Below are 13844 nucleotides of genomic sequence, written 5' to 3'. Positions count from 1 at the left end.
GGCCGGGGAGGCTGAAAACATGGCATCGACGTTCGAACCGCGCCTCTGGCGCCGAGCGACTGCAAGCGTGCCGCCGGCACGCAGCCTGGGGCGCCGGATGACGGTCCACGCCGCCGCGGCGCTGATCGCCTTTGCCGCCCTCCAGATCTGGCTTGTCATGAGCGCCGTCGCGGCCGGGGCGCCGTCCGCCCTCATCGTCGTCGCGCTAATCATGCTTGTCGCGCTCGCCTTGCCGATCGCACGCTCGACCGAACGCCGCTGGTATCACCTCAGCCGTCAGGCGCTCGCCAGCCGCGGGCTCCACCAGCGCTTCCGCCGCGACACGCGTCGCCTGTGGGCGGCTGCGCTGACGCTGCCCTTCCTGTGGGTCAGCGGCGCGATGGCCGCGACGGACGCCATCGCCGCGATCGCGAAGTAATCACCGACTTTAGATTTTGACGCTGACCCGCGCGCCGTATAGGGCGCGGCCATGCTGACCGTTGCCGAAGCCCTCGACCGCGCCCAGATGCTGTGCGACGCCGCGACCAAAGCCGGCGCCGACGCCGCCGACGCGCTTTATTATTGCAACGCCGCGACCTCGGTGTCGATGCGGCTCGGCGCGCTCGAGGATGTCGAACGCTCCGAAGGACAGGACATCAGCCTGCGCGTCTTCGTCGGCCAGCGCAGCGCCAGCGTCTCGACCGCCGACATGGACGCGGGCGAACTCGCCAAGCTGGTCGAGCGCTGCATTGCGATGGCGCGCGAGGCGCCCGAGGATCCCTATTCGGGGCTGGCACCGCAGGACCGCCTCTTCCGCGGCACCGCCCCCGACTTCGATCTCGACGACGGCAGCGAGGCCGATCCGCAGGCGCTGCGCGCCGCCGCGCTTGCGGTCGAAGAGGCCGCCCGCGCCGTCGCCGGCGTCACCAACAGCGAGGGCGGCAGCGCCAGCCACAGCCGCACCCGCTTTGCGCTCGCGACCAGCCATGGCTTCCTGGGCGGTTATGGGTCGAGCGGCCACAGCCTGTCCGCGAGCGTCATCGCGGGCGAAGGCGCGAGCATGCAGCGCGACTATGGCTGGCACAGCGCGCACCACCTGTCGGACCTCGAAAGCGCCGAAGAGATCGGCGTCCGCGCCGGCAGCCGCGCGGTCAAGCGCCTCAATCCCGGCAAGGCGCCGACCGGCAAGCTGCCCGTCATCCTCGATCCGCGCATCGGCGCGAGCATCGTCGGCCACCTGCTGAGCGCGATCGCGGGCCCCGCGATCGCCCGCGGCACCAGCTTCCTGCTCGGCAAGGAAGACCAGGCGCTGTTCGACAGCAGCATCATCGTCCGCGACGACCCACACCGCCGGCGCGGGCTGCGCAGCCGCGCCTTCGACGGCGAGGGCCTGCCGACCGCACCGCGCGACATCGTGACCGGGGGCAAGATCACCGGCTGGCTGCTCGACACCGCATCGGCGAAGCAGCTCGGTCTCGAACCGACGGGTCATGCCAGCCGCGGCGGCGGCGCGTCGGGGGTCAGCGCGAGCAACCTGCATCTCGCCGCGGGCAGCGTCACGCCCGACGCGCTGATGGCCGACATCAAGGAGGGGATCTACGTCACCGAGCTGATCGGCCAGGGCGTCAACCCGGTCACCGGCGACTACAGCCGCGGCGCGTCGGGCTTCGTGATCCGCGATGGACAGATCGCCGGGCCGATCGCCGAATTCACCGTCGCTAGCAACCTCATCGACATGTTCGCGGCGCTGATCCCCGCGAACGACCTGGAATTCCGTCACGGCACCAATGTGCCGACCTTGCGCATCGACGGCATGACCGTCGCGTCGGGCTAGACCCCGATGCCGGGTCGCAACCTCGAAGCCGTGATCGCCGCCACCCGCGAGGTCGGCGACATGGCGATGGCGCGCTGGCGCGGCGAAGGGCGCGCCATCGACGTGTGGAACAAGTCGCACGACAATCCGGTCAGCGACGTCGATCTGGCGGTCGACGCGCGCCTCAAGGCCGTGCTCGGCGCGATGGTGCCCGAGGCTGGCTGGCTGTCCGAAGAGACGGCCGACAATGAGGACCGGCTGACGTGCCGCGCCATGTGGTGCGTCGATCCGATCGACGGCACGCGCGATTTCATTCGCGGGCGGCCCGGCTGGTGCGTGTCGGTCGCGCTCGTCATCGACGGCGAACCCGAACTGGGCGTGCTATACGCGCCCGCGCTCGACGAGCTGTGGGTCGCGCAAAAGGGCAAGGGCGCGACATTGAACGGCGAAACGCTGCGCGCCAGCCGCCGGATGATCTTCGACGGATCGCGTGTCCCCGCCGACAGCCTGCCCAAGATCGACCGCGACCTGATCATGGTGACGAAGCCCAACAGCATCGCGCTGCGCATGGCGCTGGTCGCCGACGACCGCGCCGATCTGGTCGCGACCCTGCGCTGGGGGTTCGAGTGGGACGTCGCCGCCGCGGCGCTGATCGCGACCGAGGCCGGGGCCGTCGTCACCGACGCCTTCGGCGAACCGCTCGTCTTCAACACCCCGCGCGCGCAAGCCTTCGGCGTCATCGCCTGCGCCCCCGGCATCCACCGGGCCGTCGTCAGCCGCTTGCACGAGCGCGCGGTGGCGCTTACCTCGCAACCATAAGCTTCCTTCCCATGGCCTCGCCACCGGGAGGACCTGGCGCAATCTGCCGCGCTTCGCTTGACTTTGCGCGCGACTCACCCTAATTGCGCACCATTCCGACAGCCTGACCGGACGGCGAAACGCTCCAAGCGTATTCGTGGTCCGTTTTTTGCGTTGGAAATCAGACGCTTTGAGATGGGGTCGTTGCCAGCGACCCTGTGGAGCAGGAGAAAGTACCCAATGGCACGTATCGCGGGCGTCAACCTGCCCACCAACAAGCGCGTTATCATTGCGCTCACCTACATCCACGGCATCGGCCGCAAGACCGCCGTCGACATCGCCGACAAGCTGGGCATCGACCACAGCCGCCGCGTTCAGGACCTGTCGGACGCCGAAGTCCTCCAGATCCGCGAAACGCTGGACGCCGACCACACGGTCGAGGGTGATCTTCGCCGCAACACGGCGATGAACATCAAGCGCCTGATGGACCTCGCCTGCTATCGCGGCCTGCGTCATCGCAAGGGCCTTCCCGTCCGCGGCCAGCGCACGCACACCAATGCGCGCACCCGCAAGGGCAAGGCGAAGCCGATCGCCGGCAAGAAGAAGTAAGCCGGTTTTTCGCGCCGGCGGCCGCCTTCTGGCTGCGCCCCGGCCGCTTTACGGATTTAGGTAGGATACAGCACAATGGCTCGTGAACCGCAGCGCCTTCGTCGGCGCGAACGCAAGAATATCTCGTCGGGCGTCGCGCACGTCAACGCGACCTTCAACAACACCATGATCACCATCACCGACGCGCAGGGCAATGCGATTGCCTGGTCGAGCGCCGGCATGATGGGCTTCAAGGGCAGCCGCAAGTCGACCCCTTATGCCGCGCAGGTTTGCGCCGAAGACGCCGGCAAGAAGGCCGCCGAACACGGCGTCCGCACGCTGGAAGTCGAGGTCAAGGGACCGGGCGCCGGCCGTGAATCGGCCCTGCGCGCGTTGCAGGCCGTGGGTTTCCACATCACGTCGATCCGCGACGTGACGCCGATCCCGCACAATGGTGTCCGCCCGGCCAAGCGCCGCCGCGTCTGACGCCTTTTCGGGCGCGCCCCGCCGGGGCGCCGCCCGCACCAAATCCTCGCTGGACGCGCAGCCGACCCCTGCCCGCCCCGCCACTAGCAAAGGGAAGTCCATGACTGTCAATATCCGGAACTGGCAGGAATTGAAGAAGCCCAGCAACCTGGAAATCAAGGCCGGCACCGACGGCAAGCGCAAGGCGACCTTCGTCGCCGAGCCGCTTGAGCGCGGTTTTGGCCTGACGCTCGGCAACGCGCTGCGCCGCGTTCTGCTGTCGTCGCTCCAGGGTGCGGCCATCACGTCGATCAAGATCGAGAACGTCCTGCACGAATTCTCGAGCCTGGCCGGCGTGCGTGAAGACGTGACCGACATCGTCCTCAACGTGAAGCAGATCGCGCTCAAGATGGAAGGCGAAGGCCCGAAGCGGCTCCAGCTTTCGGCCACCGGTCCCGCGACCGTCAAGGCCGGCGACATCATGGTCTCGGGCGACATCAAGGTGATGAACCCGAACCATGTCATCTGCCACCTCGACGATGGCGCGACGCTGAACATGGAACTCGTCGCCGACACCGGCAAGGGCTATGTCCCCGCGACCGCCAACCGTCCGGCCGACGCGCCGATCGGTCTGATCCCGGTCGACTCGCTCTATTCGCCCGTCCGCCAGGTCGCCTACAAGGTCGACAATGCGCGTATCGGCCAGGAGTTGGACTTCGACAAGCTGAGCCTGACCGTCGAAACCGACGGCACGGTCACCCCGGAAGACGCCGTCGCTTACGCTGCGCGCATCCTTCAGGACCAGCTGCAGGTCTTCGTCCACTTCGAGGAAGCGATGAACGACAGCGGCATGATCGGCATGGCGGCGTCGCCGACCACCGCCGACGAGAGCGACGTCAACCAGCTCAACCGCTTCCTGCTCAAGAAAGTCGACGAGCTCGAACTGTCGGTCCGCTCGGCCAACTGCCTCAAGAACGACAACATCATCTATATCGGTGATCTCGTTCAGAAGACCGAAGCCGAAATGCTCCGTACCCCGAACTTCGGCCGCAAGTCCTTGAACGAAATCAAGGAAGTGCTGTCGTCGATGGGCCTGCGCCTCGGCATGGACATCCCCGGCTGGCCGCCCGAGAATATCGAGGAAATGGCCAAGAAGCTCGAACAGGAGCTGCTGGGTTAAAAGCACGTCGCCCCCGCGAAAGCGGGGGCCGCCTGCAAGCTTGCGCGCTATGCCTCCAGCGGCCCCCGCCTTCGCGGGGGCGACGGGGTGGGGAATGGGTCGACCCGCCAATCGACCTGGTCTGGGCTACCTCACACGGGCCCTTAACGAACGAAGGACTATATCATGCGTCATAAATCGGGTGGCCGGAAGCTTCAGCGCACGAGCGCGCATCGCACGGCCCTGTTCCGCAACATGTCGGCTTCGCTCATCAAGCATGAGCAGATCACGACGACCGTCGCCAAGGCGAAGGAACTGCGCCCCTATATCGAAAAGCTGGTCACGCTGGCCAAGCGTGGCGGCCTTGCCAATCGCCGCCTTGCGAACAGCCGCCTGATGGACGACACGCAGCTCGTGAAGCTGTTCGACGTCCTCGCCGAACGCTACAAGGACCGCAACGGCGGCTACACCCGCATCATCAAGGCCGGCATCCGCGCCTCGGACGCCGCCCCGATCGCGATCATCGAATTCGTCGACCGCGACGTTGACGCCAAGGGCCAGGATTCGGGTCCGGTCTTCACCGACGAGGAACTGGAAGACGCGTAAGCCGCGCTTTCAGCCACAAGAGATCAAGGGCGGCGTCCGAAGGGATGGCCGCCCTTTTTCATGCGCAAAAGCGTGGCATCTCGGCATCAAATCCGCTTGCCCGGCTCCGTTCGATCCTTACATTGGCACATACGATAATATCTCTTGCGATGAGGATCGCCTTGCCATGCCCCCCAAAAATTTCTGCGCCCCGCTTGCGCTGGTCGCGCTGATGATGACGCCCGCTGCCGCCCAGGCGGCCGATGCCGCGGCATCCGCTGCCAGCGTGAAGCCCGCCTATCCCGCGACCGAGCGCGGCAACACCGTCGATCCGCAGTTCGGCGTCGAGGTCGCCGACCCCTATCGCTGGCTGGAGGACGACGTCCGCGTCAATCCGAAGGTCGCGGCGTGGGTCGCCGATCAGAACAAGGTCACCGACGCCTATCTCGCGACGCTGCCCGGCCGCGATGCGTTCAAGAAGCGGATGACCGAGCTGTATAATTACGAGCGCTTCGGCCTGCCGACCAAGGCGGGGACGCGCTATTTCTACACGCGAAACGACGGTCTCCAGCCGCAAGCGGTGCTCTTCGTTCGCGAAGGGCTGAAGGGGGAGGGCCGCGTCCTCATCGACCCCAACACGTGGGCCAAGGACGGCGCGACCGCGCTCGGCGGGTGGAGCCCGTCGGAGGACGGCAAATATCTCCTCTATTCGGTGCAGGACGGCGGCACCGACTGGCGCATCGTCCGGGTCAAGGACGTCGCGACCGGACAGGATACCGGCGACGAGATTCGCTGGGTGAAATTTTCGGGGCTGGAATGGGCCAAGGACGGCAGCGGCTTTTATTATTCGCGCTTTCCCGAACCGAAGGAAGGCGAAGCCTTTCAGTCGCTCAACGAGAATCACGCGGTCTATTTCCATAAGCTCGGTACGCCGCAGAGCGCCGACGTGCTGATCCACGCGACGCCCGACCGCCCGAAGCTCAACCATGCCGCGACGGTCACCGACGACGGCAAATATGTGCTGATTACCTCGTCGGAGGGCACCGACGAGCGCTATGGCCTGACGCTCCACCCGGTGAAGGGCGGCAAGGCGATCCCGCTGGTCGACGATTATGCGAACAACTGGGAATATGTGACCAACACCGGCTCGCGCTTCACCTTTGTCACCAACAAGGATGCGCCGCGTGCGCGCCTCGTCTCGCTCGACATCCGGAAGCCGAAGGCGCTGACCCAGCTGGTGGCCGAGGAGGCGGACACGCTTGTTGGCGCATCGCGCGTCGGCGACCGCATCATCCTGTCCTACCTCGGCGACGCCAAGTCGGAAGCGCGGCTGGTCGCGCTCGACGGCAAGCCGATCTCCAACATCCGGCTCGCCGACATCGGCGCGGCCTCGGGCTTCGGCGGCAAGTCAAGCGACCCCGAAACCTTTTACAGCTTCGCGAGCTATGCGACCCCGACGACCATCTTCCGGCTCGACACGGTCACGGGCAAGAGCGAGATTTTCGCGCAGCCCAAGCTGACTTTCGATCCCAAGCAGTTCTCGGTCGAACAGCGTTTCTTCAAATCGAAGGACGGCACCGAAGTGCCGATGTTCATCGTGATGAAAAAGGGCCTCGACCGCAGCAAGGGTTCGCCGACATTGCTCTATGGCTATGGCGGCTTCAACCTGTCGCAGATCCCTGCCTTCTCGCCGACCAAGCTCGCCTGGGTCGACAAGGGCGGCGTGTTCGTCGTCGCGAACATCCGTGGCGGCGGCGAATATGGCAAGGCGTGGCATGACGCCGGCCGCCTCGACAAGAAGCAGAATGTCTTCGACGACTTCATCGCCGCGGGCGAATATCTGATCGCGCAGGGGATCACCGGCAAGGGCCAGCTCGCGATCGAGGGCGGGTCGAACGGCGGGCTGCTCGTCGGCGCGGTGGTCAACCAGCGCCCCGACCTGTTCGCCGCGGCGCTGCCCGCGGTCGGCGTGATGGACATGCTGCGCTTCGACCGCTTCACCGCGGGGCGCTATTGGGTCGACGATTATGGCTATCCGTCGAAGGAGGCGGATTTCCGCAATCTCCTCGCCTACTCGCCCTATCATAACATCAAGGCGGGCAAGACGTATCCGGCGGTGCTGGTGACGACCGCCGACACCGACGACCGCGTCGTGCCGGGCCACAGCTTCAAATATACCGCCGAGTTGCAGCACGCCCAGGTCGGCGACAAGCCGCACCTGATCCGCGTCGAAACCCGCGCCGGCCACGGACAGGGCAAGCCGACCGACAAGATCATCGCCGAGGCGGCCGACAAATATGCCTTTGCGGCCAAATGGACCGGCCTGGCCGTCGAATAGGCGGCGGGCTCGCGATCACCGCCACCATCCTGCTCGGACTGGTGGCGGCGATCTGGGCCATGCTCCCCGATGGCAGGGCGGCGCGCGTCGAGCGGATCGCCGACTGCTATGACTCCGCCGCACTGCCCAAGGTCGCAACGCTGCCCGACGGGCGCAAAGCGATGCGGCTTCGTGTCCTGTTCTGGAATGTCGAGGGTCTGCCCTGGCCGATCCGCAGCGGCCGCGAGGCGAAGCTGGCGCGCATGGCCGGCTGGATCGCGCAGCGGCGCGCGGCGGGGCGCGGCCCCGACATATTGATCCTGCACAAGGCGTTCACGCCCGAGGCGTCGCGCATCGCGACGCTCGCCGGCTTCCGCTCGATCGTGCCGGGTCCGGCGCTGGGGCAGGAGCGCAACATTCCCCCCGCGGCGCCGCCCGCCGGCTATGCGGAGGGATCGCGGTGGGCAAAGGGCGAAGGTCTCGGCAAATGGCTCGACGGCGGGCTTTATATCTCGACCGACCTGCCCGTCATGGCCGCGCGCAGCGAGGCCTTCGGCGCCGACAGCTGTGCGGGCTTCGATTGCCTGGCGAACAAGGGCGCCGAACTGCTGACGCTCCAGCTGCCTGGCGCGCCCGCACCGCTTTATCTCTTCAACACGCATCGCAATTCGCGCGAGCCCGCCAAGGTCGGCATCGCACGCGCCGAGGCATCGCATATCCTGCAGACGCGCGAGAATGACGCCTTCCTGGCCTCGATGCCCGCCGACGCGGCGCTGATCGCGGCAGGCGATTTCAACAATTACCGCGCGGGCGACAAAAGCGGCCGCTTCGCCGCCGACCCGGCTTTCCAGCTCGCGGGCAAGAGCGACGCCTTCACCGCTCGCCCTGCGCCGATGACCGACGCCGCGGCATGGAAACAGGCCTACGACCTCCTCGGCTATCGCAGCAGCGATAGGCTCCGCATCGAGCCGCTCGCCGTCGCGACTTTGTTCGATGGAAAAAATGGCCCTCGTCTTTCGGACCATGACGCCCAATATGTGATCTTCCGCGTGAGCTGGCGCGCCGATACGACGCCTGCGCCCGCTCCGTTCAAGACCTGCCCAGCCTGAAAGAAATCCATGTCCTACGCCCTCGCCTTTTCCGCCACCGATCCCGCCGAACTCTGGGCCGAAGCCGCCGATGCGGCCGAAGCGCTCGTCGCCGGCGAGCCCGACGGCATCGCGAACATGGCGAACCTTGCCGCGCTGATCTGGCAGGCAGTTCCCGACCTCAACTGGGCGGGCTTCTACCGCTTCGACGGCACCGAACTCGTCCTCGGGCCGTTTCAGGGCAAGGCCGCGTGCATCCGCATCCCGCTGGGCAAGGGCGTCTGCGGCGCCGCGGCGCAGACCCGCGAAACGCAGCGCGTCGAGGACGTTCACGCCTTCCCCGGCCATATCGCCTGCGACGCCGACAGCCGCAGCGAGTTGGTCGTGCCGATCGTCGCCGACGGCCGCCTGATCGGCGTCCTCGACCTCGACAGCCCGAAGCCCGCGCGCTTTTCACCCGCCGATCAGGCGGGCGCCGAAGCGCTCGTCGCGCGCGTCGCGGCCAGCCTTCTGCCCTGACCCAATTTGGGACGCATAAGTCAGGGTTAACGGATTCGCGGGAATCGGCTGAATTTGATAACACACTGTTAACCAATCGCCGGACGCCGTAACAACGGCGTTACTTTGGATAACAGGGAGTTAGTCATGCGCACCGTCCTGCTTCTGGGCCTCGCCGCCGGAACGCTGCTGCTCGCAGGCCGCGCCAACGCCGAACCGGCGCCCGCGCCGAAGCTCGAATATGGCGCGCCGACCGCGCCCGACGTGCGCGTCTACACCGGCTCGCCCGACCGTGTGCCGAGCGAGGTCGACTATCGCCGCGTCAGCGGCGCCTATGAGGCCGATGGCCGCTGGACCGGCACCTGGGACGGCACCTACGAGGCCCCCGACGGCGGCCGTTACGAAGGCCGCTATGAAGGCAGCGTCGAGGGCCCCGGCGCGGGCTATCCGCCGCCGCCCGAATATGGCGCGCCTTATGGCTATGATCCCCGCGACGCCGAGATGGCGCACCGCTGCGGCCCTGATGGCGGTGGAGACGGCAAGGTCGGCGGCGCCGTGGTCGGCGCGGTCGTCGGCGGAGTCGTCGGCAACCAAGTCGCGGGCAAGGGCGACCGCACCGCCGGCACCCTGATCGGCGGCGGCGTCGGCGCGCTCGCCGGCTCGGCGATCGGCGGCGAGATCGACAGGAAAAAGTGCGACGAATATTGGGCCGGCCGCAAGCGGCACCATGGCGGCGGCCACCACGGCTATAGCTATGGCTATGGGTACGGCCACCCCGGCACGACCGTCTATCAGCACGGCGGCTATGGTTATTCGAGCTATGGCTACGGCTATGGCTGGTACTCGCCGGGCGTCGTCGTGGTGACGACGATCACCACCCCCGCGATCACCGAAACGGTCGAGACGACCACCAGGACCTATTACGAGAATGCGCCGGTGCGGAAGCGCTATGCGCCCAAGAAGAAGTGGAAGCCGCGGCCCAAGCCGCGCTGCGCCTGCTGATCTACCCGGACAGGTCTGGTCACCATGTCCCGATGAGCCCGCCATCGCACCGATGGCGGGCTTTTCCTTTCGTCGCGCTGCGGCCCCGGTTCAGCGGCGCGAAAGCATGGGCGGCGTAGTCAGACAGCATTGCGGGCGGGACCGTCCCTTGCCTGCCTCGGGGAGTGTCGCTTCGATGCGCAAATTCACCACGCTTGCCACCGCCAGCGCGATCGTCCTGACCTCGCTCGCCGCCGTCCCCGCCGAAGCGCGCGGCCGCCATCATGGCGGCTGGGGCTATCGCGACCGCGACCATATCAGCGCCGGCGAGGTCATCGGCGGGCTGCTGATCCTCGGCACCATCGCCGCGATCGCCAGCTCGGCGAGCAAGGACAAGGCCGAGCGTCGCAGCGACCGCTACGACCCGCCCTACCCCGAGCCGCAGCAGGATGCGCCGAACTACGAGCCGCAGGGCGACGAGGCCGAACCTTATGGCAGCGCCACCACCGAAGTCCGCCCCTATGGCAATGGCGAGGCCGAAGCGCGCGCCGCCGACGCGTGCAGCTGGGCGGCCGAGGCCGAACTCGGCGACGACGCGCGCGTCGACAGCATCACCGAAACCCGCCCCAACGACGGCGGCTGGTATGTCACCGGCACCGCCTCGCGCGCCGGCGGCGAAGTCCGCAGCTTCGGCTGCAGCTATACCAACGGCCGCGTCGTCGACGTCCGGTTCAATTAATTCGATCCTCCCTGTGCCGCAGGCATGGGGAGGTGGCAGCGCCGTTCGACTGCCTTGCCGGCGCTCAGGATAAATTGCGCCTTTGGCGCAGCGCTGGCGGAGGGGCCCTTGCACAGCGCAAGCGGCCCCTCCACCGCCTTTGGCGGTCCCCCTCCCCACCGCCGTGCGGCAGGGAGGATCCTGAAGATGAACGCCAGCAAAACCCATACTGAACCTCAGATAAGCACGGGGTTCAGCACGCCGTCACAGCCGAATCGGTAGAATAATCCCAACAGGCAGCAAACGGGCCGCCTGCGCTTTTTGGAGACCGAACCATGGCTATGAACAAGCTTACCAAAGCCGCGATTGGTGCGGCCACCGCCGGCGCGGTGGTGATGAGTGCGACCCCCGCGATGGCGCGCGACCGCTACGACCGCGACGGGATCAGCGCGGGCGAGGTGATCGCCGGCGCCGTGGTGCTCGGCGGCCTCGCCGCGATCCTGTCGAGCGGCAACGATCGCGACCGCTATGACGACCGTTACGGGCGTTACGACGACCGCTATGACCGCGGCCGCTACGACAACGACCCGCGCTACGGCTATGGCTATGACTATAACCGGTACGGCAACAGCCGCGCCGCGGTCAGCCAGTGCGTCAGCGCGGTCGAACGCGGCACCAGCCGCTATGGCCGCACCGATGTCACCCAGGTGACGAGCATCGACCGCAAGCGCGACGGCTACCGCGTCAAGGGCCGTGTCGTCGTCACCGACGGCTATGGCGGCCGCTGGGGCCGCGGCGGGTCGTATGACAAGGGCAAGTTCAGCTGCGACATCCGCTATGGCCGCGTGCAGGACATCAGCTATTCGGGCCTGCGCTAAGCCGCTGACCCGCTGAAATGAAACGAGAGGCCCGTCCGTGGAGACCCCACGCGGCGGGCCTCTTGCATCCGTCGGGGCCGCGCCGCATGAAGCGGCATGATCAGAACCGCCCTCGCCGCCGCGCTGCTGCTCGCCGCGCCCGCCCCCGCCCTCGCCAAGGACGACACCCCCGCCGCCGATCCCGCGCGGCTGAAAGCGCTCGTCGAAAAGCTCGTCGCCTTCGGCACGCGCCACACCCTCTCCTCGGCGACCGATCCCAAGCGCGGCATCGGCGCCGCGCGCAATTGGGGCGCGGGCGAATTCGCGCGGATCTCGAAAGCCTGCGGCGGCTGCCTGACCGTCGAACGCATCAGCGACCGTTTCGAGGGGCCGCGCGCGCCGTCGGGCGTAGTCGTCGAGAATGTCCTTGCGATCCAGAAGGGTAGCGACCTCAATCGCGTGATCATCATCGCCGGTCATATCGACAGCCGCGTCACCGATCCGATGGATTACACCAGCGACGCACCGGGCGCGAACGATGACGGATCGGGCACCGCGCTGGTGCTGGAGGCCGCGCGCCTGCTCTCGAAGGACAAGCATCGCGCAACGATCGTCTATGCGCTGCTCTCGGGCGAGGAACAGGGCCTGTGGGGGGGCAAGCTGATCGCACGCCACGCCAAGGACAAGGGCTGGCAGGTCGTCGCAATGCTCAACAACGACATCGTCGGCGGGACGCACGGCACCGACGGCACGATCGTCGACAATCGGGTCAGGGTTTTCAGCGAGGGCATTCGCGCGTCCGAGGACCTGGCCGCGCAACTCGCGCGCCGCGGCATCGGCGGCGAGGACGACGGCCCGTCGCGAGCGCTCGCCAAAGCCGCGGTTCGCGCCGGCGAAGCCAATCCCGCCATCGGCCTCGAAGTGCTCGCGGTGCGCCGTCCCGACCGCTTCCGCCGCGGCGGTGACCATCTCCCCTCGCTCGAACTCGGCTATCCTGCGATCCGCTTCACCGTCGGGATCGAGGATTACGACCATCAGCATCAGGATCTGCGCACCGAAAACGGCCGCAAATATGGCGACACCATCGACGAGATGGATTTTCCCTATCTGGCGCGCGTGACCGCGCTCAACGTCGCCCTTGCGCGCGAACTCGCGGCGGCTCCTCCTGCGCCGGCGAATGTCAGCATCGACGGTGCAGTCAGCTCGGACACGAAAATCAGCTGGACCCAGGTGGACGGCGCCGCCGCCTACCGCATTTACTGGCGGCGCGCGGATGGCGGCGACTGGACCCACAGCCAGCTCGTGCCGGCCGATACCGCCGCGGCCGGACGGACGCTGAAAGGCGTTATCGTCGATGATAATTTCTTCGGCGTTTCAGCGGTTTCGGCGACAGGCGAGGAAAGTATCGTGACCTTCGGCGGCCTTCCGCCAGCGCAATAATTATCAAAGACGACAAACGAAAATTTACCTTCGCGCGTTATGGCATCGATGGGACCAAAATGACCGCCGGACGTGGGTGACCGGGCGGAGAGTAATTGGTCGCGCCCATGTCGAATCCCGAGGCTTCCGCCTCAACCGCACCGGACGAAAAACGCCAGCCGCGGCAGTCGCGTCTGGTGAAGGGGTCGCTCGGCTGCCAACGGCTCGGCCGCTTCGACATCACGATTCGCAACGTGTCCGAAACCGGCCTTGGCGGACAGGGCCCGCATATCCTGCAAATCGGCGAACGCATGACCGTCTTCCTGCCGGGTCACGAGGCGATGCTCGGCACGGTACGCTGGGTTGCGGGGACGCGCTTCGGCATCGAGACCGACAAGGCGGTCGAAACGATGCGCCTCCGCGCCTCGTCGCACGTCGATGATCTCCGCACGGCCGACAGCACCGCCGATTTCCAGATCGTCCCGCCACCCAAGATGGACACCTGGCGCCCAGGGCTGACGCGCGGGACGACGGTGCCGGGGCATTTCGGGCGGAAACGGTAGGGCGACCGATCGACGG

15 protein-coding genes are annotated in these 13844 nt (G+C 67.0%); all 15 read left to right on the top strand.

The genetic code is table 11. The features are described from left to right. Window positions 1–19: 19 nt before the first annotated feature. Window positions 20–418 carry a hypothetical protein gene (locus ATE67_RS08830; protein ID WP_058816337.1) on the top strand — a complete coding sequence of 133 codons (399 nt, stop codon included), beginning with the start codon at window positions 20–22 and terminating at the stop codon, window positions 416–418. A gap of 51 nt (window positions 419–469) precedes the next feature. Continuing rightward, window positions 470–1813 (top strand): TldD/PmbA family protein, encoded by a 1344-nt coding sequence (locus ATE67_RS08825; protein WP_058816336.1) that lies wholly within the window; start codon window positions 470–472, stop codon window positions 1811–1813. Window positions 1814–1819: 6 nt separating this feature from the next. Then, window positions 1820–2611, top strand: coding sequence for an inositol monophosphatase family protein (locus tag ATE67_RS08820; RefSeq protein WP_058816335.1), 792 nt, complete (start codon window positions 1820–1822; stop codon window positions 2609–2611). A 219-nt stretch (window positions 2612–2830) separates the two neighbouring features. After that, complete coding sequence (gene rpsM, locus ATE67_RS08815) at window positions 2831–3199, top strand: 30S ribosomal protein S13 (RefSeq protein ID WP_037553668.1); 369 nt, start codon at window positions 2831–2833, stop codon at window positions 3197–3199. A 75-nt stretch (window positions 3200–3274) separates the two neighbouring features. Beyond that, complete coding sequence (rpsK, locus tag ATE67_RS08810; RefSeq protein ID WP_003040416.1) at window positions 3275–3664, top strand: 30S ribosomal protein S11; 390 nt, start codon at window positions 3275–3277, stop codon at window positions 3662–3664. A 100-nt stretch (window positions 3665–3764) separates the two neighbouring features. Continuing rightward, window positions 3765–4823, top strand: a complete 1059-nt coding sequence (locus tag ATE67_RS08805) for a DNA-directed RNA polymerase subunit alpha (RefSeq protein ID WP_058816334.1) — start codon at window positions 3765–3767, stop codon at window positions 4821–4823. A 165-nt stretch (window positions 4824–4988) separates the two neighbouring features. After that, window positions 4989–5408, top strand: a complete 420-nt coding sequence (rplQ, locus tag ATE67_RS08800; protein WP_058816333.1) for a 50S ribosomal protein L17 — start codon at window positions 4989–4991, stop codon at window positions 5406–5408. A gap of 166 nt (window positions 5409–5574) precedes the next feature. Further along, window positions 5575–7725, top strand: a complete 2151-nt coding sequence (locus tag ATE67_RS08795; RefSeq protein ID WP_058816332.1) for a prolyl oligopeptidase family serine peptidase — start codon at window positions 5575–5577, stop codon at window positions 7723–7725. Beyond that, complete coding sequence (locus ATE67_RS08790) at window positions 7701–8813, top strand: hypothetical protein (RefSeq protein ID WP_058816331.1); 1113 nt, start codon at window positions 7701–7703, stop codon at window positions 8811–8813. The genes ATE67_RS08795 and ATE67_RS08790 overlap by 25 nt, the downstream gene beginning before the upstream one ends. 9 nt (window positions 8814–8822) lie before the next feature. Further along, the gene (locus tag ATE67_RS08785) at window positions 8823–9311 is read left to right on the top strand and encodes a GAF domain-containing protein (RefSeq protein WP_058816330.1); all 489 of its coding nucleotides are present in this window, start codon (window positions 8823–8825) and stop codon (window positions 9309–9311) included. Window positions 9312–9437: 126 nt separating this feature from the next. Then, window positions 9438–10292, top strand: a complete 855-nt coding sequence (locus ATE67_RS08780; protein WP_058816329.1) for a glycine zipper 2TM domain-containing protein — start codon at window positions 9438–9440, stop codon at window positions 10290–10292. 175 nt (window positions 10293–10467) lie between these two features. After that, a complete protein-coding gene (locus ATE67_RS08775) occupies window positions 10468–11010 on the top strand; it encodes a hypothetical protein (RefSeq protein ID WP_058816328.1) in 543 nt (180 codons plus the stop codon). A 314-nt stretch (window positions 11011–11324) separates the two neighbouring features. Beyond that, window positions 11325–11867 (top strand): hypothetical protein, encoded by a 543-nt coding sequence (locus ATE67_RS08770; protein WP_058816327.1) that lies wholly within the window; start codon window positions 11325–11327, stop codon window positions 11865–11867. A gap of 96 nt (window positions 11868–11963) precedes the next feature. Beyond that, entirely contained in the window at window positions 11964–13286 is a 1323-nt protein-coding gene (locus ATE67_RS08765; protein WP_058816326.1) for a M28 family peptidase, read from the top strand. 107 nt (window positions 13287–13393) lie between these two features. Beyond that, window positions 13394–13828: a hypothetical protein gene (locus tag ATE67_RS08760; protein WP_058816436.1), complete on the top strand. Its 435-nt coding sequence runs from the start codon at window positions 13394–13396 to the stop codon at window positions 13826–13828. Window positions 13829–13844 lie beyond the last annotated feature (16 nt).

This window comes from Sphingopyxis sp. H050 (assembly GCF_001468265.1).
Taxonomy (GTDB): domain Bacteria; phylum Pseudomonadota; class Alphaproteobacteria; order Sphingomonadales; family Sphingomonadaceae; genus Sphingopyxis.
This window is presented reverse-complemented; position numbering and strand designations above follow the sequence as displayed.